The organism is Roseateles aquae, from assembly GCF_032337115.1.
GTDB classification, from domain to species: Bacteria; Pseudomonadota; Gammaproteobacteria; order Burkholderiales; family Burkholderiaceae_C; genus Roseateles_C; species Roseateles_C aquae.
In genome coordinates this window covers 139,883-160,819 of record NZ_JAVXZY010000001.1, presented here as the reverse complement: position 1 = coordinate 160,819, position 20,937 = coordinate 139,883, and the positions used below count along the sequence as shown (strand labels likewise).

The 20,937-nt window shown below is 65.5% G+C and carries 13 protein-coding genes and 2 riboswitches; of the genes, 7 read left to right on the top strand and 6 right to left on the bottom strand.

The genetic code is table 11. The annotated features are described in order from the left end of the window. The first annotated feature begins 98 nt into the window (after positions 1-98). From RQP53_RS00700 to RQP53_RS00685, 4 genes are all read left to right on the top strand, one after another. Entirely contained in the window at positions 99-1,319 is a 1,221-nt protein-coding gene (locus RQP53_RS00700) for an efflux RND transporter periplasmic adaptor subunit (protein WP_315648019.1), read from the top strand. 10 nt (positions 1,320-1,329) lie between these two features. Continuing rightward, positions 1,330-4,554, top strand: a complete 3,225-nt coding sequence (locus RQP53_RS00695; RefSeq protein WP_315648018.1) for an efflux RND transporter permease subunit — start codon at positions 1,330-1,332, stop codon at positions 4,552-4,554. Between the two features lie 233 nt (positions 4,555-4,787). Continuing rightward, on the top strand, positions 4,788-5,885 hold the full coding sequence (locus RQP53_RS00690; protein WP_315648017.1) for a PEP-CTERM sorting domain-containing protein: 1,098 nt from the start codon (positions 4,788-4,790) through the stop codon (positions 5,883-5,885). A 218-nt stretch (positions 5,886-6,103) separates the two neighbouring features. Continuing rightward, positions 6,104-6,826, top strand: coding sequence for a substrate-binding periplasmic protein (locus RQP53_RS00685; RefSeq protein WP_315648016.1), 723 nt, complete (start codon positions 6,104-6,106; stop codon positions 6,824-6,826). Between the two features lie 39 nt (positions 6,827-6,865). Here the strand turns inward: RQP53_RS00685 and RQP53_RS00680 are convergent, their stop codons facing one another. From RQP53_RS00680 to gcvT, 5 genes are all read right to left on the bottom strand, one after another. Then, positions 6,866-8,257, bottom strand: a complete 1,392-nt coding sequence (locus RQP53_RS00680; protein ID WP_315648015.1) for an L-serine ammonia-lyase — start codon at positions 8,255-8,257, stop codon at positions 6,866-6,868. Between the two features lie 12 nt (positions 8,258-8,269). Further along, entirely contained in the window at positions 8,270-8,632 is a 363-nt protein-coding gene (locus RQP53_RS00675; protein WP_315648014.1) for an ASCH domain-containing protein, read from the bottom strand. A gap of 93 nt (positions 8,633-8,725) precedes the next feature. After that, the gene (gene gcvP / locus RQP53_RS00670; RefSeq protein WP_315648013.1) at positions 8,726-11,626 is read right to left on the bottom strand and encodes an aminomethyl-transferring glycine dehydrogenase; all 2,901 of its coding nucleotides are present in this window, start codon (positions 11,624-11,626) and stop codon (positions 8,726-8,728) included. A 155-nt stretch (positions 11,627-11,781) separates the two neighbouring features. Further along, positions 11,782-12,156 carry a glycine cleavage system protein GcvH gene (gene gcvH, locus RQP53_RS00665; RefSeq protein WP_315648012.1) on the bottom strand — a complete coding sequence of 125 codons (375 nt, stop codon included), beginning with the start codon at positions 12,154-12,156 and terminating at the stop codon, positions 11,782-11,784. An 82-nt stretch (positions 12,157-12,238) separates the two neighbouring features. Then, on the bottom strand, positions 12,239-13,372 hold the full coding sequence (gene gcvT / locus RQP53_RS00660) for a glycine cleavage system aminomethyltransferase GcvT (RefSeq protein ID WP_315648011.1): 1,134 nt from the start codon (positions 13,370-13,372) through the stop codon (positions 12,239-12,241). Positions 13,373-13,412: 40 nt separating this feature from the next. After that, positions 13,413-13,522, bottom strand: a riboswitch (glycine riboswitch). Positions 13,523-13,531: 9 nt separating this feature from the next. Beyond that, positions 13,532-13,636: riboswitch (glycine riboswitch) on the bottom strand. Between the two features lie 111 nt (positions 13,637-13,747). Here gcvT and RQP53_RS00655 point away from each other — a divergent pair. The 3 genes from RQP53_RS00655 to RQP53_RS00645 all read left to right on the top strand — a co-directional run bounded on the left by RQP53_RS00655 (position 13,748) and on the right by RQP53_RS00645 (position 17,480). Next, positions 13,748-14,407 carry a response regulator gene (locus RQP53_RS00655; RefSeq protein ID WP_315648010.1) on the top strand — a complete coding sequence of 220 codons (660 nt, stop codon included), beginning with the start codon at positions 13,748-13,750 and terminating at the stop codon, positions 14,405-14,407. Beyond that, on the top strand, positions 14,404-15,810 hold the full coding sequence (locus RQP53_RS00650) for an ATP-binding protein (protein ID WP_315648008.1): 1,407 nt from the start codon (positions 14,404-14,406) through the stop codon (positions 15,808-15,810). The genes RQP53_RS00655 and RQP53_RS00650 overlap by 4 nt, the downstream gene beginning before the upstream one ends. 77 nt (positions 15,811-15,887) lie before the next feature. Beyond that, positions 15,888-17,480 carry a Do family serine endopeptidase gene (locus tag RQP53_RS00645; RefSeq protein WP_315648006.1) on the top strand — a complete coding sequence of 531 codons (1,593 nt, stop codon included), beginning with the start codon at positions 15,888-15,890 and terminating at the stop codon, positions 17,478-17,480. Between the two features lie 74 nt (positions 17,481-17,554). On the opposite strand, the gene RQP53_RS00640 is transcribed toward RQP53_RS00645, so the two are convergent. Then, positions 17,555-20,917, bottom strand: a complete 3,363-nt coding sequence (locus RQP53_RS00640) for an amidohydrolase family protein (protein WP_315648004.1) — start codon at positions 20,915-20,917, stop codon at positions 17,555-17,557. Between the last annotated feature and the right edge of the window lie 20 nt (positions 20,918-20,937).

The following is a 20,937-nucleotide window of genomic DNA, read 5'->3' as shown; positions in this document are numbered from 1 at the left end:
ATGCGCAATCTGCGTTTCGTCGCACTGGCCCTGGCGCCGCCGGGGCCGATTCCTAAACTGCCCCCATCTTGTGTTTTTTGCTCTGATGGGAGATGACCATGCGCAAGCAATGGCTGATCGGCGGTGTGGTGGCAACGGTGCTGGCAGGTGGCGCAGCGGTGACGGTTTTTGCGGGCAAGAGCGAGGCACCCAAGGCCGACAAGGCGCAGGCCGGCGCGAGTGCGGCCAGCGCTGCTGACGCCAAATCGGCAGCCAAGGCTGAGGACAAGAAGGCCGTCCCACTGGAATTCCTGCCCAGCGAGGTCATCAAGCCGACCCTGGCCAGCATGCCGGACATGATCGAGTTCTCCGGCCCGCTGGTGGCGCCGGGCACCGTGGTCGTGCGCAGCAAGGCCGCCGGCACGCTGCTGGCTCTGTCCGTTGGCGAGGGCTCGCGGGTGCGGGCCGGCCAGTCGCTCGGCCAGGTCGATCTGGAAGAGCTGCGCTACCGCGTGGCCGAGCGCCAGGCCAGCGTGGCAGCGGCCAAGGCCCAGCTCGACCAGGCCGAACGCGCCTTCAAGGCGAACGAGGATCTGGCCAGCAAGAATTTCATCGCCTCAACGGCACTGGACGCCTCGCGCGCCGCAATGGAATCGGCACGTGGCCAGCTGCTGGCGGCTCGGGCCCAGATGGACACCGCCCAGGTCTCGTTGAAGCAGGCCAATCTGGTCGCTCCGATCAGCGGCGTCGTGTCCAAGCGCCATGCGCTGCCGGGCGAAAAGCTCTCACCCGAGCAGCAGCTACTGAGCATCGTCGATCTGAGCAAGCTGGAACTGGCCGGCCTGGTGGGCACCCACGAGGTGAGCCGCCTCAAGCCCGGCATGCCGGTGCAGGTGCGGGTCGAGGGCACGGACAAACCGGTGGAGGCACGCATCAGCCGTATCGCTCCTGCAGCCGAGCCGGGCACCCGTTCCATCGGCCTGACGCTGGAACTGGCCAATCCCAACGAGGCCTTCCGCGCCGGCCAGTACGCGATGGCGCGGGTCGAGCTGCCGGACAACGCCCAGCGCCTGACCGTGCCCGAGAGTGCGGTGACCAGCAATGGCGGCCAGGAGCAGGTCTGGATGATCGAGAACGGCAGCCTGCTGCGCCGCATCGTCACCACCGGGCGCAAGGATGCCCGCGAAGGGCGCGTCGAGGTGCTGCAAGGCCTGACGCCAACGGCCCAGGTGTTGGGCGCACGCTTTGACAATCTGAAGGAAGGCATGCGCGCGGCCATCGTGCCGAGCAAGCTCAAGCTGGCCGAGGCCACACCGACCGTGCCTGCGGCACAGAACTGAGGAGCCGCTCATGTGGATGACCCGCGTTTCCATCCAGAACCCGGTCTTCGCGACCATGGTCATGGTCGCCCTGTGCGTGCTGGGCATGTTCTCCTACGCCAAGCTGGGCGTGGAGAACATGCCCGATATCAGCATCCCGGTCGCCTCCGTCGATGTGCGCTATCCCGGCGCATCGCCGGAGGCGGTCGAGCGTGAAATCGCCAAGCCGCTGGAAGAGGCGCTGAACACGATTGCTGGCGTCGAGAAGGTGGTGTCGCGCAGCTTTGAAGGGCGCGTGCAATCGCAGGTCGAGTTCGGCCTGAACACCGATATGGGCCGCGCCATGCAGGAAGTGCGCGACCGCGTGTCCGCCGTGCAGGCGGTGTTCCCCAAGGACGCCAAGACGCCCAATATCGCTCGCGCACAGGTCGAGGACAACCAGCCCGTCGTGCTGGCCGCGCTGATGAGCAAGACGCGGCCGGCGCGCGAGCTGTCGATGCTGGCCGAGCTGACGGTGGCCAAGCGACTGGGCCGCGTTGACGGCGTGGCGCGGGTCGACGTCAGCGGCATGGTCACGCGCGAGGTGCGCATCGATCTCGATCCGCTGCGACTGCGTGCCTACAACGTGACGCCGGCGGAAATCTCGGCGGCGCTGCGCGAGGCCAATATCGATCAGCCGGTCGGCCTGATCTCGGACCGTTACGCCGACGCCATCCTGCGCGTTGAAGGGCGGGTGCGTGATCCCAAGAAGTTTGCCGCCGTGGTTGTGGCCCGCCGTGGCAATCTGGTGCTGACGCTGGGTGATCTGGGCAGCCTGGTCGAGCGCGAGCGTGAGCCCGACAGCCTGGCCCGCATCAATGGCGCACAGGCCGTCAGTTTCAATATCTTCAAGCAGCAGGATGCCAACATCGTCAGCACCGGCGAGGGCGTCAAGGAGGCGATGGAAGAGCTGCGCAAGAACCTGCCCAAGGATGTCGAGCTCAACCTGATCTACGCGTCCAGCGACAACGTCAAGGACTCGCTGAACGGCCTCAAGCACACGCTGATCGAAGGCGCTTTGCTGACCGTGGCCATCGTCTTCCTGTTCCTGCACAGCTGGCGCTCGACCATCATCACCGGGCTGACGCTGCCGATCGCGGTGATCTCCAGCTTCATCGCCGTCCATGCCTTCGGCTTCACGCTGAACTTCATGACGATGATGGCGCTGAGCCTGTGCATTGGCTTGCTGATCGATGACGCCATCGTCGTGCGCGAGAACATCGTTCGCCATGTCGGCATGGGCAAGAGCCACCGCGCCGCGGCCTTTGACGGCACCAACGAGATCGGCCTGGCGGTCATGGCCACCACCTTCGCCATCTGTGCCGTGTTCGTGCCGCTGGCCTTTATGCGCGGCATCATCGGCAAGTTCTTCTATCCCTTTGGCATCACTGTCGCTGTGGCGGTGCTGGTCAGCCTGTTTGTCAGCTTCACACTGGACCCGATGCTCAGCTCGGTCTGGAAGGACCCGCCGAGCCACTACCTGAAGCGCATGCCGGTGATCGGCCACCTGATCCGTGGCACCGATGCGGGCTTGGAGTTCTTGCACCGCGTCTATGAGCGGCTGATCCGCTGGGCCTTCTCCAGCCGGCGCTATCGCCTTTTTGTGCCGCCTATCCCGGTCTATGGCCGCCCGTTCGCAGCAGATGGTCAGCGTGACCGCAGCCAGAAGCGCCGCCTGCGCCTGGCCACCATCACCCCGCGAGGCCTGGTGATGATGGCCGGTGGTGGCAGCTTTGTGCTGGCCCTGGTGCTGGCAGGTTTCGTGGGTACCGAGTTCGCGCCCAGGACCGACGACAGCTTCACCCAGGTCAATCTGCGCCTGCCGGTGGCCTCCAGCCTGGAGCGCAGCAATGCCAAGGTGGCCCAGGTCGAGGAGATCCTTAGCCACTATCCGGAGATCAAGACGGTTTCTACCGTGGTGGGCAGCACCGGCGATGGCATGTCCACTGGGCGCAACCAGGCCGCGCTGAATATCGCGCTGGTCGATCGCAAGGATCGCAAACGCAGCCAAAAGGAAGTTGAGGACGCCATCCGGGCCGATATCGCCAAGGTGCCTGGCGTTGATGCCAGCGTGGGCGGCAACCGTGACATCTGGATCACCATCCTCGGCAACGATCCCGAGGTGCTGACCCGCGTCGCCCAGGATCTGGTCGCCAAGATCAAGAAGGTGCCCGGCGCCGTCGATGTGGACACCACCGTCAAGCCCGGCATCCCGGCCTTTGCGGTCAAGCTGAAGGATTCGGCCGTTCGTGAACTGGGCCTGACCGGCGCGCAGGTCGCCGCCTCCTTGCGGGCCTATGTCAACGGTGAGGTCGCCACCTACTGGACCACGCCCGACGGCAATCAGGTCGAGGTGCTGCTGCGCTTGCCGGTCGAGCAGCGTCAGCGCGTCGAGCAGATGCTCAAGCTGCCGGTGGCTTTCGCCAAGGACGGCTCGCCGATCGCCCTGGATCAGGTCGCCACGATCGAATCGGTCTTCAACCCCGAGGTGATACGCCGCCAGAACCTGCAGCGTCGTGAAGCCGTCTTTGCCGGCACCGAAGGCCGCCCCTCAGGCGACGTGAATGCCGATGTGCAGAAGATGATCAAGTCGATGGAGCTGCCGCCCGGCGTGAACTTCAATGTCGACGGCGCCGGCAAGCAGCAGAAGGAGGCCTTCTCGGGCCTGCTCAGCGCGATGGGCCTGGCGGTGATCTTCATCTACATCGTGCTGGCCAGCCAGTTCGGCAGCTTCATCCAGCCGATCGCCATCATGGCCTCGCTGCCGCTCGCGCTGATCGGCGTGATGCTGGCACTGCTGTTGACCGGCACGACGCTGAACGTGTTCTCGATGATTGGCCTGGTGATGCTGATGGGCTTGGTGACCAAGAACGCCATCCTGTTGATCGATTTTGCCAACCATGCCCGCAAGGGCGGTGCCAGCGTCCCCGAGGCGCTGCTGGAAGCCGGCCTGGTGCGTATGCGCCCGATCATCATGACCACGGCGGCCATGGTCTTTGGCATGCTGCCGATGGCCATTGCCCTGAACCAGGGCGGCGAGGTGCAGGCGCCCATGGGACGCGCCATCATCGGCGGCGTGCTGACCTCGACGCTGTTGACGCTGGTGGTTGTGCCAGTGCTGTACTCCTATCTCGTCCGGGATCGTCGCCAGACCCGCACAGAGCCTGAGGAGCCCGCCATGCCGGCGACAGCCGCGCTGGCCGCCGGTGACGACTGACACGGCGCGAGCGCTGTTGCTTTATGCCTAAAAGGGGCGCCGCGAGGCGCCCCTTTTTGCTGATCCAACGCAAGCCAAACGCACCGGCGTCCCCGCCAACAGGGACATATCCCTAGCCTGCATGAAGCTGGACAAATCCGTTTCGCTTAGTCTGCTTCCAGCCGCAGCGAGCAGCCCGCTGACGGCTGCGATGAGGGGTGTGTTGGCGCTGCGGAAACACAATGGGAGAACCCATGAAGAAGTCTTTGCGTCTGCTGGTCATGCCGGCAGCCCTGTTGACAGTTGGCCTGTTCGCCGCCTCGGCGCAAGCGCAGACCTACCGGGTCAGCAACTATCTCTGGGGCGAGTACAACGCCGATACCAGCCTGAACTTCCCGCCGCTGGGCAGCTACAGCCGCCGCGATCAGTTCGGCTATGTCTATTCCTACAACACCGTCTACGACACCAGCAGCCTGCCCTTTACCAGCACGGCCGCAGGCACCTGGAGTGATACCGTCGGCCTGGGCATGACCGACGTGAACTACAACATCTACACCAGCACCGACTTCAGGCACAACCATGCCAAGGTCGAGCTGAGCGGCTTCAATCCCGTTGACGTCACCACCAGCCAGCCCTTCTGCATGACTGACGGCAGTGGCGCTTGCATCGGACCGACGGTCGACGTCGATACCCGGATCACCAACAACGCCAATGCCACCGCCCAGTCACGCTGGGAAGAGCTCTACTACATCGGCGGCGCATCCGGCACCGGCGTGTTGACGCCGACCTATCACATTGATGGCAGCCTGGGCGCCAACGGCAGCATCACCGGCTCCGCGCAGATCTACTGGGCGCAGCGCGACTTCCAGGGTCACACCGTGCTGGGCCTCAGTGCCTATTACGACGCCAACAGCGACAGCTGGTACAAGAGCATCTACGACATCGCCAGCAACAGCTGGATCGGTAGCAGTGGCAGCGGCACCCTGGTGTTGAACGAGGATCTGTCGGCTCAGCTGAGCTTTGCCTACAACACGCCGTTCTATGTGGATTCCACGTTGACGACCTGGGTCAATGGCAATGGCATTGCCGATGTGCAGAACACGGTGACATTGACCCAGCTGGCCTTGCCAGCCGGATCTCGCCTCTACGTCGCCTCGGGCACCGACTATGCCGGCACAGCACAGTTCAGCGGTGGCGCAGGCACGATCTGCACAACGCAAAACTGCGCCACCGGTGGCGGTGGTGGCGGCACGCCGCCGGTGCCCGAACCATCAAGCCTGGCGATGATGTTCAGCGGCTTCGCTGCGCTGCTGCTTTTACAGCGGCGCCGCCAGAGCTTGCGCAAGGATTGATCGCCCGCGCTTTCAACGGGCGGCGGCCGCTCTGTCGATCGCCGTACTGCCTTTCATCGCGACACCGCTGTAGGTGGTGAATGAGGCAGCGCTGGAGTCGATGTGGTCCTTCGTTGCATGTCCGGCAATTCTGCGCATTTGTGCACAGTGGGTTCGGGCCTTGATCTCTATCATGGCGCCCGACCATGTGGCGCCTTTTTTGTCTTTCGATCGCTCTGATGCTGGCCTGTCGGCCAGGCCTGGCCTTGCCGCCGGGTGAACTGCGCCTGCTCAGCGAAGAGTTCGCACCGATCAACTTCAGTCAGGAGGGCACACCACGCGGCCTGTCGATCGATCTGGTCACGGAGATTCAGCGCCGCCTGGGTCAGCAGCAGAGCATTGAATTCCTGCCCTGGTCGCGTGCCTACCGCGAGGTGCAAGGGCCGGGCGCGAGCGCTCTGTTCGCAATGGCGCGGACGCCGGGCCGCGAGAAGTTGTTCAAGTGGGTGGGTCCCATCGTGACCTTCTACAGTTCACTCTATGCGCCGCGCCATGATGGCCTGCGTCTGCGTTCCTTGGACGACGCCAGGCGCGCCAACGCGGTGCTGGTCGTTCGCGATTGGTATACGGCGGAACAGTTGAGCAGCCAAGGCTTCAACAACCTCGTGCCGGTCAGCGATCCCGTACAAGGCATACGGATGCTGCTGGCGGGGCGGGCGCCGCTGTTCGCGACCGAGCGGATCTCGATGCCACAAACCTTGGCACAGGCAGGTATCCGCGAGGATGCGCTGGAAATTGTCTACAGCTTTGCGAGCGCCGAAGGCTATATCGCCTTTTCGCTGGACACGCCTGATGCCGTCGTGCAGGCTTGGGCCGAGAAGCTGCGCGAGATGAAGCGTGATGGGCGCTTCGCCAGCATCTACAAGCACTGGCTGCCCCACGACGCGCCGCCGCTGCGCTGAGCGACGCGCGAGGGGGCTAGCTCATGGCCCGTCAGATCATCAGCATTCGACGATATTGACCGCCAGGCCGCCGCGCGCGGTTTCCTTGTACTTGGTCATCATGTCGGCGCCGGTGTCGCGCATGGTCTTGATGACCTTGTCCAGGCTCACATAGTGAGTGCCGTCGCCGCGCAGGGCCATGCGCGCCGCATTGATGGCCTTCACCGACGCGATCGCATTGCGCTCGATGCAAGGAATCTGCACCAGGCCGCCGACCGGATCACAGGTCAGGCCCAGATGGTGCTCCATGCCGATCTCGGCGGCGTTCTCCACCTGTTCCGGCGTACCGCCCATCACTTGGCAAAGCGCCGCCGCCGCCATCGAACAGGCCACGCCGACCTCGCCTTGGCAACCCACCTCAGCGCCGGAGATGGAGGCATTCTCCTTGTAGAGAATGCCGATCGCTGCGGCGGTGAGCAGGAAATCGATCACCCCATCGTCGCTGGCGTTGTGAACGAAGCGGCTGTAGTAGTGCAGCACGGCCGGCACGATGCCGGCCGCGCCGTTGGTCGGCGCGGTGACAACACGGCCGCCAGCCGCGTTCTCTTCGTTGACCGCCAGCGCGTAGAGGTTGACCCAGTCCATCACCTGCAGCGGATCACGCAGGGCCGCCTCGGGATTGCTGGTCAGTGCACGGTAGAGGTCCGGCGCGCGGCGCTTGACCTTGAAGCCGCCGGGCAGGATGCCCTCGGTCTTGCAGCCACGCTGCACGCAGTCCTGCATCACGCGCCAGATCCGCAGCAGGCCGGCGCGGGTTTCCTCGTCGCTGCGCCAGTGGCGCTCATTGCGTCGCATCACCTCGGCGATGCTGATGCCATGCTGCTGGGTCAGGGCCAACAACTCGTCGCCGGTCTTGAAAGGGTAGGGCAGCACGGTGGCGTCGGGGGCGATGACCTTTTGCTTCTGCCCATCGGCCAGCACTTCCTCGGTGACGACAAAGCCGCCGCCCACCGAGTAGTAGGTGCGCTCCTGCAGCACCTCACCCTGGGCGTCAAAAGCGGTGAAGCGCATGCCGTTGGCGTGCAGCGGCAGGCTCTGACGGCGGAACAGCGTCAGGTCCTTGGCTTCGTCATAAGCGATCTCATGCTCGCCCATCAAGGCAATGCGCTTGGCCCCGCGAATGGCGCTCAGGTACTCGGCAACACGTTCGACATCGACGGTATCCGGCTCATGGCCGGCCAGGCCGAGCAGCACGGCGGTGTCGCTGCCGTGGCCCTTGCCGGTCGCGCCCAGCGAGCCATAGAGCTGCGAGAGCACGCGGCTGGTCTTGTCCAGCAGGCCTTCGTGGCGCAGGCGCAGCACGAACAGGCGTGCCGCGCGCATCGGGCCCACCGTGTGCGAGCTGGAGGGGCCGATGCCAATCTTGAACAGGTCGAAAACGGAAACGGCCATGGTGTCTTTCGATCAGGTTTCCAGCGCTTCGCGGGTGGCGCAAAGATTGACGCTGTACAGACCGCTGCGCGCCGGCAGCGGACAGAGCTTGGGGCAGATGGGGCGGATGTTCGAGAGCTCCCAGGCATACATGCCCGGCGCGCCCGACCAGGGACTGACCGACAGTACATCAACCAGCGCCACCCCACAGGCTTCAGGGTCCCATTGACCTTCGGCGGCGACCTGGCGCTGGCTCTCGACGATCAGCAGATTACGCAGCGGCAGCACCGGCGGCTGCCAGGAGCGCAGCTCGATCCGGTGGCGGCCCTGGGCAATCAGCTTGCCGGCAGGGCTCAGCACGGCTAGGGCGGTCAGACTCTGGTCACTATCGTCCATTGCATTCCCCTCCTCATGCCGGCCTGCTCGCTCAATCACCGTGACGGCGAGCTGTGGCCAGAAAAGGCCCCTCGGCGAGGGGCCACTCCCTGATCAGGCCTGTTCGTACTCACCCACCGGCAGGCAGGAGCAGAACAGATTGCGGTCACCGTAGACGTTGTCGACGCGGCCCACCGGCACCCAGTACTTCTGCTTGCGCAGCGTGGCCACCGGGTAGGCAGCGACTTCGCGGCTGTAGCCATGGGCCCAGTCGGCCTTGAGCAGGCTTTCGGCCGTGTGCGGCGCGTTAACCAGCGGGTTGTCCTCGCGGGTCCAGGTGCCCTTGGCCACTTCGTCGATCTCGGCACGGATGGCGAGCATGGCATCGCAGAAACGGTCCAGCTCGAACTTCGATTCCGACTCGGTCGGCTCGACCATCAGCGTGCCGGCCACCGGGAAGGACAGCGTCGGTGCATGGAAGCCGTAGTCGATCAGGCGCTTGGCCACGTCTTCGGCGCCGACGCCGGTGGCGTCCTTCAGCGGGCGGATGTCCAGGATGCACTCGTGGGCCACGCCGCCACCCTTGACGCCAGCGATATTGCCGCTGAAGTGGATGTCATAGGCATCGGCCAGGCGGGCGGCCACATAGTTGGCGGCCAGGATGGCGGTTTCGGTGGCTGCCTGCAGACCGTCGGCGCCCATCATGCGGACATACATCCACGAGATCGGCAGCACGGCCGCATTGCCCAGGGGCGCAGCGGAGACGGCACCGATGGCGGTGGGGCTTTCATAGCCGGCCGAGCGGTGGGTCGGCAGGAAGGGCACCAGATCGGCGACCACGCAGACCGGGCCGACGCCCGGGCCGCCACCACCGTGCGGGATGCAGAAGGTCTTGTGCAGATTCAGGTGCGACACATCGCCACCGAACTCGCCCGGCGCGGCCACGCCGACCAGCGCGTTCATGTTCGCGCCGTCGACATAGACGCGGCCGCCATGGGCCTTCACCAGCGCACAGATTTCCTTCACATGGGTGTCGAACACACCGTAGGTGGAGGGGTAGGTGATCATGATCGCGGCCAGCTTGGCGGCGTGCTGCTCGCACTTGGCCTTGAGGTCGACCAGATCGATATTGCCTTCCTTGTCGCACTTGGTGACGACGACCTGCATGCCCACCATCTGGGCCGAGGCCGGGTTGGTGCCGTGGGCCGATTCAGGAATCAGGCAGATATTGCGATGGGCTTCGCCGCGCGACTCATGCCAGGCCTTGATGGCCAGCAGACCGGCGTACTCGCCCTGCGAGCCGGCATTGGGCTGCAGGCTGATGCCGGCATAGCCGGTGGCCTGGCACAGCCAGCTGGTCAGCTGCTCGTTCAGCAGTGCATAACCCTTGAGCTGATCGTGCGGCGCGAAGGGGTGGACGCCAGCGAACTCGGGCAAGGTGATGGGGATCATCTCGCTGGTGGCGTTCAGCTTCATCGTGCAGGAGCCCAGCGGAATCATGCTGCGGTCCAGCGCCAGATCCTTGTCGGCCAGGCCGCGCAGATAGCGCAGCATCTCGGTTTCCGAGTGGTAGCGGTTGAACACCGGATGGCTCAGGTAGGCGCTGCTGCGCACCAGCTCGGCCGGGATCAGGCTGGCGATGCCTTTCTCGAACGACTCGAAGCCGGTCACCGGCTTGCCCTCGGCGAACACGGCCAGCAGCGCTTGCAGATCGGCGCGAGTGGTGGTTTCGTCGAGCGAGATCGACAGGCTCTGTGCCGAGGCACGGCGCAGGTTCATGCCGGCAGCGACCGCCGCGGCAGCCAGCGCCTCGGTCTTGGCACCGGTCTGCACATGCAGGGTGTCAAAGGCCGAAGCATTCAGCAGCTCATAGCCCAGGCCCTTCAGGCCCTGGGCCAGGACGGCGGCGTAGCTGGCCACGCGCTGGGCAATGCGCTTCAGGCCTTGCGGGCCGTGATAGACGGCGTACATGCTGGCCACAACCGCCGGCAGCACCTGAGCGGTACAAATGTTCGACGTGGCCTTCTCGCGGCGGATGTGCTGCTCGCGGGTCTGCAGCGCCAGGCGGTAGGCCGGGTTGCCATGCACGTCAACGCTGACGCCGACCAGGCGGCCGGGCAGATTGCGCTTGAACTCGTCCTTGCAGGCCATGTAGGCGGCGTGCGGGCCGCCATTGCCCATGGGCATGCCAAAGCGCTGGGTGGTGCCCACGGCGATGTCGGCACCTTGCTCGCCCGGCGCCTTGATCAGCGTCAGCGCCAGCAGGTCGGCCGCGACGATCAGCAGCGCGCCCTTGGCGTGCAGTGCATCGGCCACACCTTGCAGGCCACGCACCTCGCCGGTAACGGCCGGATATTGCAGCAGGGCAGCGAAGCAGTCGGCAGCGCCAGCCTCGGCGGCCGGGCCGGTCTGCACGGTGAAGCCCAGCGGGATGGCGCGGGTGCGCACCACTTCCATCGTCTGCGGCAGCACGTCGTCAGCAACGTAGAACACCGTGCTCTTGCTCTTGCCGACGCGAGCGGCCAGCGTCATCGCTTCGGCGGCGGCGGTGGCTTCATCGAGCATCGAGGCATTGGCGATGGCCATGCCGGTCAGGTCGGTGACCATGGTCTGGAAGTTGACCAGGGCCTCCATCCGGCCTTGCGAGATCTCGGCCTGGTAGGGCGTGTAGGCGGTGTACCAGGCGGGGTTCTCGAGGATGTTGCGCAGGATGACGCCAGGGGTCAGGGTGTCGTAATAGCCCTGGCCGATATAGCTCTTCAGCACCTTGTTCTGCGCGGCCACGGCTTTCAGCTCGGCCAGCGCCTGAGCTTCAGACGCCACCGGCGGCAGCTGCATGCCCTGCGAGCGCTTGATGCTGGCCGGCACGATGGACTCGATCAGCGCACGGCGCGAGGCCGCGCCGATGACCGACAGCATCGCGGCTTCGTCGGCGGCATCGGGGCCGATGTGGCGGGCGTGAAATTCAGCGGCGTTTTCGAGTTCGCCGAGCGGCTTCAGGGCAGACATCAACATGGGGCAATCCTTCTGGCATGGCGGGCTTGTGGCCCGATACCGGCTCGTCAGAGCATCAATCGTTCATTCATCGCGCTTGCAGCGGCGGCCGGTGTTCCCGGCCGTTCCGATGCAAGAACGGGCACCAAGTGCCCGTTGTCTTCATCAACAGCCGATCAGCTGTTCTTCACCAGCTCGTCGTAAGCGGTGCTGTCCATCAGCGCGTCAAGTTGGGCGGGATTGCTCAGCTTGACCTTGAAGAACCAGCCGGCGGCCAGCGGGTCGCTGTTGGCCAGCGAGGGGTCATCGCGCAGCGCTTCGTTGACTTCGGTGATCTCGCCATCGACAGGCATGTAGACGTCAGCCGCGGCCTTGACCGACTCGACAACACCGGCCACTTCCTTCTCGGCGTAGCTCTTGCCGACTTCGGGCAGGTCCACATAGACCACATCGCCCAGGGCGTCCTGGGCATGGACGGTGATGCCCACGGTGGCGCTGCCATCGGCGTTGATTTGGACCCACTCGTGGTCGGGCGTGTACTTGATGCTCATGGTGTGCTCCGTGAATCAGCAGGGAGGTCGGGAGAAAAGATCAGGGAAAACGAGAGGGCCTGCGAGCAGGCCCGGCTGGAGATCAGCCGCGGAAATAGCGGTGCGGCGCAAACGGGGTCGGGGCCACGGTCATCGCCACACGCTTGTCGCGCACCAGGGCGAAGACCGCGGTGCCGACGGCGACATGGCTGGCAGCCAGATAGGCCAGGGCGACCGGCTGGCCGACCGTCGGGCCCAGCGAACCGCTGGTGACGACGCCGATTTCATTGCCGTCAGCATCGATCACCTTGGCGCCTTCACGAACCGGCATGCGCTCGGTCGAGATCAGGCCGACGCGCTTCTTCGCCGCGCCATTGGCCAGCTGTGCATCGATCACCGCAGCGCCGGGGTAGCCACCCGCACGGGCGCCACCAGCGCGACGCACCTTCTGGATCGCCCAGGTCAGCGCGCCCTCGACCGGCGTGGTCTCGGTGTTGATGTCGTGGCCGTAGAGGCAGAGGCCGGCTTCCAGGCGCAGCGTGTCGCGGGCGCCGAGGCCGATGGGCTTGACCTCCGGCTGGGCCAGCAGCTTGCGCGCCAGCTCGACGGCCTGGTCGTTATGTACCGAGATCTCGAAACCGTCTTCGCCGGTATAGCCGGAGCGGGTCAGGAAGGTCTCGATGCCGTCCAGATTGAAGTAGCCGCCGGTCATGAAGGTCAGCTTGGCCACATCCGGGTTCAGGCGCGACAGGGCGGTCACGGCCTCAGGGCCTTGCAGTGCCAGCAGGGCGCGCTCGGGCAGGCTGATCACTTCGCAGCGGCTGCCGATCTTGGCCTGCAGATGGGCGGTGTCCTGTTCCTTGCAGGCGGCGTTGACGACAACAAAGATGTCGTCCGGCCGGCGGCACAGCATCAGGTCGTCGAGGATGCCGCCTTGTTCATTGGTGAACAGGGCGTAGCGTTGCTTGAAGACGGGCAGGTCGATCACATCGACCGGCACGATGGATTCGAGCGCAGCGCCGGCGTCGGCGCCGACCAGGCGCAGCTGGCCCATGTGAGAAACGTCGAACAGGCCGGCGGCCGTGCGGGTGTGCTTGTGTTCGGCGAGGATGCCGTCCTTGTACTGCACCGGCATGTCGTAGCCGCCGAAAGGCACCATCTTGGCGCCCAGTTCGATGTGCAATGCGTGCAGGGGGGTGGTCTTGAGTTCGGCGGACAAGGCAATCTCCGAGGGCATTCTTGAAGCCCACCCCAAATCTGAACCCGGGGTGGGGGAAGCTGCCCTCGCTGTCCTTGGTACCTGAGAGATTGACCGCTGGCGTATTGCCAGCAGCTTGCCCCTTCGGTGGACGGGCTACGAGGCCCGCCTCTCTCCAGTGAGGAACGCCCTGGTGGGGGCGTCTTGTCAGTCCTTTTGCCTGAGCGTTCGAAGCGTGGGATCTTCCTGTGCCTCTGCGCCTTCGGCGGCTCTCGCTAGAGAGCTCTCTCCTGACGGGGCGGATTGTAGCCATGGTTTGCCCGCGGCTGAAGCAGCTTTTAAGTTTCGGCTAAGCGCGGGCCTGGCGACGCCGTGGACAATTGCCCCTTTGCTCACTGAAAGGCGACGCTGCGCATGCGACTGCTGCTGGTGGAAGACGACGCGATGATTGGCGAGCAACTGCTCGAGTTGCTGCGTGCAGAGGGGTATGCGGTCGACTGGGTGCGCGATGGCGAGTTGGCCGACACCGCCTTGCTGAGCCAGAGCTATGACCTGGTGCTCTTGGACCTCGGCCTGCCACGCCGCGACGGCATGAGCGTGCTGCGGGCGCTGCGGGCGCGCAAACAGACGATGCCGGTGCTGATCGCCACGGCACGCGATGCGCTGGAGCAACGCATCGCCGGGCTGGACGCCGGAGCTGACGACTATGTGCTCAAGCCCTTCGAGCTGCATGAACTGCTGGCCCGCATCCGCGCACTGCTGCGCCGTGCCAGTGGGCGCGCCGAGCCGGTCTACGAACACAAGGGCGTCAGCATCAATCCTGCCACACGCGAGGTGCTGCTGGACGGGCAGCCGGTCAGCCTCTCGGCCCGCGAATGGGCGGTGCTGGAGCCGCTGCTGGCCCGGCCCGGCATGGTGCTGTCGCGCCAGCAGCTGGAAGAAAAGCTCTACAGCTGGAAGGACGAGATCTCCAGCAATGCAGTCGAGGTCTATATCCACGGCCTGCGCAAGAAGCTGGGCGCCGGGCTGATTCAAAACGTGCGTGGCGTTGGCTACCGGGTGCCCAAGGAATGAGTGAGGCAAGACCTGACCCCACGCCAGCCGCCAGCGCCTGGCAGCGTGCGGCGGCCCTGCTGGTGCCGCGTTCGCTGCGCTATCGGCTGCTGATGTTCTTGCTGCTCGCCGTCAGCGCGGCGGCGCTGCTGCAGGGTTTGAGCGCCTACAACACCGCGCTGCGCGAAACCGACGAGATCTTCGACTATCAGATGCAGCAGATGGCGCTGTCGCTGCGCGGCACCGTGGGCAGCGGCACCGTCTCGCTGCCGCTGGGCGAAGAACAGAGCTTTGATTTTCAGGTCCAGGTCTGGGCGCTCGACGGCTCGCCGCTGTTTCGCTCGCCGGGCGAGGCCTGGCTGCCGCAGCGCGCGGTGCTGGGCTTTTCCGAGCAGCGCTCCAATGGCCGGCGCTTTCGCGTCTTTTCCTTCCAGACCCGTTACCAGGTCGTCCAGGTGGCACAGGACATTGCCGTGCGCCAGCGCATGGCGGGGCAGCTGGCCTGGCGCACCATCGCGCCGATTGCGCTGATGCTGCCGCTTTTGGCTCTGGTGGTCTGGTGGGGCGTCAGCCATGCCTTGGAGCCGGTGGCGCGGGTGCGCGAGCAGTTGGCCGGCCGTGCTGCTGCCGATCTCTCGCCGGTGGCGGGCGCGAATCTGCCGGCCGAGGTGCAGCCGGTGATTGACGAGTTCAATGCCTTGCTGGCCCGTGTGCGCCAAGCCTTCGAGACTCAGCAGCATTTCGTTGCCGATGCCGCGCATGAGCTGCGCTCGCCGCTGGCCGCATTGCAGTTGCAGCTTCAATCCTTGCAGCGTGCAACAGACTCAGCGACACAGGCTCAGGCGGTAGAGCGCCTGGGGCAGGGCATTGAGCGGGCCAGCCGCCTGGTCGAGCAGTTGCTGGTGCTGGCGCGTGAGGATGGTGGCGGCGCCGCGGCGCTGCAGCTCATGCAGACGGTCGATCTGGCCTCGCTTTGCCGCGATGCGGTTGTCGAGGCCAGCGATGCGGCCGCCCTGCGTCATATCGACGTCGGCCTGGGGCGCTGCGATGCGCTGCAGGCGAGTGGCCATGCAGAGGCATTGCGCATCCTGTTGCGCAATCTGCTGGACAACGCGATCAAGTACAGCCCAGAGGGCGGCCGGGTCGACCTGAGCCTGCAGGCGCTCGGCGACGAGGCGCTACTGGTGGTTGAGGACAGCGGCCCAGGCATCGCCGAGGCTGAGCGCGAACGGGTATTTGATCGCTTTTATCGCAGTGCTGAGGCCGGTGCACACGGCGCGGCCGGCAGCGGTTTGGGGCTGTCCATCGTGCGTGCGATCGCCGAGCGACATGGTGCACGGCTGCGGCTTGATCGCTCCAGCTTGCTCGGCGGGCTGAGGGTGGAGCTGCGCCTGCCGATGAAGGTCGTTTCAGCCGCTGCTTAAGTGATGTCTAAGTCTGCTGCGCGAGAGTTCGACCATCGCAGGCAAGGGGCCTGCGGCGAATTCCAACAGGAGGCCTCATGGCAAAGTTCAATAGCGAAACAATGATTCCGGCCCGGCGTCTGGTCTGGGCCTTGGCCGCCGCGGGCGTGCTTGGCGCCGCCGGGGGCGCGGGTGCCATGCACACGGCCAGCGCGATCAAGACCTCGAACAGCAGCAGTGCCGTTTCCAACGAGACGGCCAGCGCCGAGAGCAGCCAGCTGCTGGCCAGCGCATCGACCACCAGCACGCCGGTGGCCAGCTCGAGCAACACTGCTGCGGTCGCGCCAACCGTGCTGCCCGACTTCGCCCAGATCGCGGCCACCCGAGGCGCTGCGGTGGTGAACATCAGCGTCTCCGGCACGGCCAAGTCGACCATCGTGCGGCGCGGCAACCGCCAGGCGCCACAGCTGGACCCGAATGACCCCTTCTTCGAGTTCTTCCGCCGCTTTGGCGTGCCGGGCATGCCCGGCGGCCCCAATGGCGACGGCGAAGGCGGCCCGCAGCTGCGCGGCCAGGGCTCGGGTTTCATCGTCAGCGAAGACGGTGTGATCCTGACCAATGCCCATGTGGTCCATGAGGCACAGGAGGTCACCGTCAAGCTGAACGACCGCCGTGAGTTCAAGGCCAAGGTGCTGGGCTCCGATCCCAAGACCGATGTCGCCGTGCTGAAGATCGAGGCCAAGGGACTGCCGACGGTGGCGCTGGGCAATACCCGCGATCTGCGCGTTGGCGAATGGGTGCTGGCCATTGGCTCGCCGTTTGGGTTTGAGAACAGCGTCAGTGCCGGCGTCGTCAGCGCCAAGGGCCGTTCGCTGGGTCAGGAAACCTTTGTGCCTTTCCTGCAGACCGATGTGGCCATCAACCCTGGCAATTCCGGCGGGCCGCTGTTCAATGCGCGCGGCGAGGTCGTCGGCATCAACTCGCAGATCTACAGCCAGAGCGGCGGCTACCAGGGCCTGTCTTTCGCGATTCCGATTGAAGTGGCCAACCGCGTGCGCCAGCAGATCGAGAAGGGCGGCAAGGCACAGCATGCGCGCTTGGGCATCGTGATCCAGGACGTTGACCAGGCCATGGCCGATTCCTTCAAGCTCGATCGACCGGCCGGCGCGCTGGTGGCCAGCATCGAGGATGGCAGCCCCGGCGCCAAGGCCGGCCTGCGCTCTGGCGACGTCATCCTGAAGTTCCGTGATCAGCCCATCGTCGCCAGCCGTGATCTGCCAGCGCTGCTCGGCCAGTCCGTCCCGGGCGAATCGGCCCGGCTGGAGGTCTGGCGCAATGGCAAGCTGGAGGTGCTGAATGCCAAGCTCGGTGACGCCAGCGAGAAGGCTGCACAAGTGGCCAGCAGCGACGAGGCCGCCGCACCGCAAGGCAAGCTGGGCCTGGCGCTGCGCCCGCTGCAGCAGGACGAGCGGCGTGAGGCCGGTGTCCGCGAGGGGCTGATTGTTGAAGAGGCCGGCGGTGCCGCCGCCAAGGCCGGTGTGCGCCCCGGCGATGTGCTGCTGGCCATCAACGGCACGCCGGTCAGCAGTGTCGAGCAGGTGCGCTCGGTAGTGGCTGGCGCCGAAAAGTCGGTGGCCTTGCTGGTGCAGCGCGGCAATCAGAAGATCTTCGTGCCGGTGCGCCTGGGCTGAGTTCCCGACAGCATCAGACAAAAGGCCTCCTGCAGCGGCTGCAGGAGGCCTTTTTCATTGAGCGGTGATACGTCTCAGTCGCCGTGACCGTGGCCGGCACCCATCTGGTCAAAGTCGATGGGGGCGTTCTGATTGCCGGCGCCCTCGAAGAAGAAGGGCTTGCGTGGCTTCTTGCGCGGCCAGACCTCGTTCATCGCCGGCACGGCGTAGAGCCGCCCGCCCTGCATCACCTGGCTGATCTTGTCGCTCTGGCGGATGTCCTTCAACACATCGCCGTCGATGATCACTAGATCGGCCAGCTTGCCGACTTCCAGAGAACCCAGGTCCTTGTCGAGCCCAAGGTAGCGGGCCGGATTCAGCGTTGCCGTGCGGATGGCCTCCAGCGGTGTCATGCCGCCGAGGCCGAACATCCACATCTCCCAATGCGCGCCCAAGCCCTCACGCTGGCCGTGGGCGCCGATATTGGCGTTGACGCCGGCACGCTGCAGCTGGGTGGCCGTCTTGGCCACCTCGATGACATTGAAGTCTTCCAGCGGTGCGGTCTGACGGCGCACCGAACGTGGCTGCAGCACCGAGCGCGGCACGAACTGCGACAGGATGGGGTGTTGCCAGACATCGCTCGTCGCGTACCAGTAGTGCTCGCCATCGAGGCCGCCATAGGCGACGTTGAGCGTCGGTGTGTAACCGACCTGGGTCTGGCTCCACAGCTGGGTGACATCGTCGTACAGATGGGCCAGCGGAATCGCATGCTCGATGCCGGTGTGGCCGTCGACGATCATGCTCATATTCATCTGGAACAGCGAGCCTCCCTCGGGCACCACCATCATGCCGGTCTGGCGCCCCGCCTCCAGCACCTGCTGGCGCTGATCGCGGCGCGGCTGGTTGTAGCTCTTCACCGAGCTGGCACCGCCGGCCTTGAGCCGCTTCAGATGCGTCAGCGCATCGTCGTAGCTATTGATCAATGCGGACACATCGGCCTTGGCGCCGTAGAGGATGGTGCCGGTCGAGTAGATCCGTGGTGCCACCGTCAGGCCCGCGCGCTGCATCTCGCTCTGCGTGTAGATGTCGCTGGTGCGGTTGGACGGGTCGTGGATCGTCGTCAGGCCAAAGGCCAGCGAGGCGTAGTTGACCCAGCTCTGCTGCGGGATCAGCTGGCTTTCGCCCATGCCGCCGTGCCAGTGCGCGTCGATCAGACCCGGGATCACCGTCTTGCCCTTGGCGTCGATCACCGTCGCGTCGGCCGGCACGCTGACCTGGCCACGCGGGCCGATGGCGGCAATGCGATCACCGTCCACGACGATGACGCCGTCCTCGATCACCTGATCGACGCTGTCGGCCTTCATCGTGGCGATGCGCGCGCCGCTGATGGCGATGCGACCGCGCGGCTTGTCGGCCGCCTGCTTGAAACCGATCTTCAGGCCCTGTTCGCTGGGCTTGAACTTGTCTTCTGGCTTGGCGGCGGGTGCGAAAGCCTGGTCCAGCGCCACGCTGAACAGCTGGTCGCCCAGCGCGTAGTGCAGGGTCTGGCTGTTGCCGGCCCAATGCAGGTATTCGCCGGCGTTCACATCAAGCTGGCGCAGCGGCAGCGCCTCCATCTTGGGCGACAGCGACAGCGCCTTGCCGGTTTGCGGCAGCGGCGCCACATAGGCGTGGAAGCGCTCGACGAAGCCCAGCCACTTGCCATCCGGCGAGATGGCGAACTCGCTGGCGAACTCGCTCTTGGCGACTTCCGTTTCGCTGCGGTCCTTCAGATCGATGCGAACCAGCTTGTGCTGCGAATCCACCTCGCTGGCGTAGCTGTGGCGGGTCAGGAATAGCTGCTCGTTGCTGGCGCCCCATTGCGGGCTGTCGCCTTCCTTGGCGATGCGCTGCGCCTGGCCGCGGCCATCGCTGGCCGCCAGAAAGACGCCGGTTTCCAGGCCTTGCCAGGGTGAGGTCAGGTAACCGCCGCGGGCCTTCACATAGGCGACCTGCTTGCCGTCCGGCGACAGCCGTGGCGACAGGTATTTGCCGGGCTGCGTCGTCAGCACCGTCTCGCGTCCGCTGGCGATATCGAGCTTGCGCACGGCGCCGAGCTTGTCGTCATGCCAGCTGACGTAGACGACTTCGCGGCCGTCGCGCGAGAAGCTCGGGTAGAACTCGAAATGCTCGTTCTGGCGGGTCAGGCGGCGCGGCTCGCCCGAGGGCAGGTCCTTGATCCACAGCTGGCCAAGGGCCGAGTAGACGACACGCTTGCCATCCGGCGCCACATTGACCCAGCGCAGCTGGTGCACATCGAACTGCGCCGGGGCCACGTCTTGCGTGAAGCGCAGCGCCTCGCGAACCTCGCGGCTGTCCTTCACATGGAAGGGAATCGCGGTCGCCGTTTGCTTGAAGGGATCGACACGCCAGAGCTGGCCCTGCGCCCAGACGACGATCTGCTTGGCATCGGGTGTCCAGGCAAAGGCCGGGTAGACGCCGTGCACCGACCAGCTCTCCTGCAGATCGCGCTCCAGCCCGCCCCATGCCGGGAATTCGCGGCCGCTGTTCAGGTCTTTCAGGAACAGTGTCGATTGCTGGCCCTTGGGTCCACGGATGCGGCGTACAAAGGCCAGGTATTTGCCATCGGGCGAGGGCGTCGGACGGATGGCGCCGCCAGCGCCGGCGACAAAGGGCTCAACGCTGCCGTCGCTCAGGTCTTGGCGGTAGATGCGGAAGATCTCGCCGTTGGCGTCCTTGTTGTACTCGAAGCTGCGGCCGGGTGTGCTGTCGTGCGAGTAGTACAGGTACTTGCCGTCGGGCGACAGCGCCGGCTCGCCCAGGTCTTTCTGCCAGTTGGGCTTTTCGTTCAGCTGCACGCCCTTGCCGCCATCCAGGTGGTAGAGCCAGATCTCGCCCGAGCCCAGTGAGCGGGTGCCGGTGAAATGTTTGCGCGCGGCGATGTAGTTGCCGCTGGGATGCCAGACCGGGTTGTTGAGCAGCCGGTAGTCTTCGCTGGTCAGCGCGCGCGGCTCGCTGCCATCGGCGTTCATCACCCAGATGTTGTCGCCGCCGCCGGCATCGGACACATAGGCAATCTTCTTGCCGTCGGGACTGAAGCGGGCCTGATGTTCCCAGGCGATGCTGTGCGTCAGCGCCTTGGCTTCGCCGCCTTCGATGGGCAGCAGATAGAGGTCGCCGAGCAGATCAAAGATCAATTGCTTGCCATCGGGGCTGATGTCCACGCTCATCCAGCTGCCGCGGCGGGTGTCGATCTGCACCTGGCGCGAGGGGCCGGGCGGTTGGTTGACGTTCCACGCCGTCTTGGTGTCTGGCTTGGTGTCTGGCTTGGTGGCGGGCTTGTCCTCGGCATGCAGCGCGGTGCTGGTGCACAGGCCGGACGCGATCAGGAGCAGCAGCAGAGGCTGCAGTGGAGCAGGGCGCTTGCCCGGGTGGCGGAGGGGGGGAGTGATACGCATGGGGCGCGAGCATAACGAGG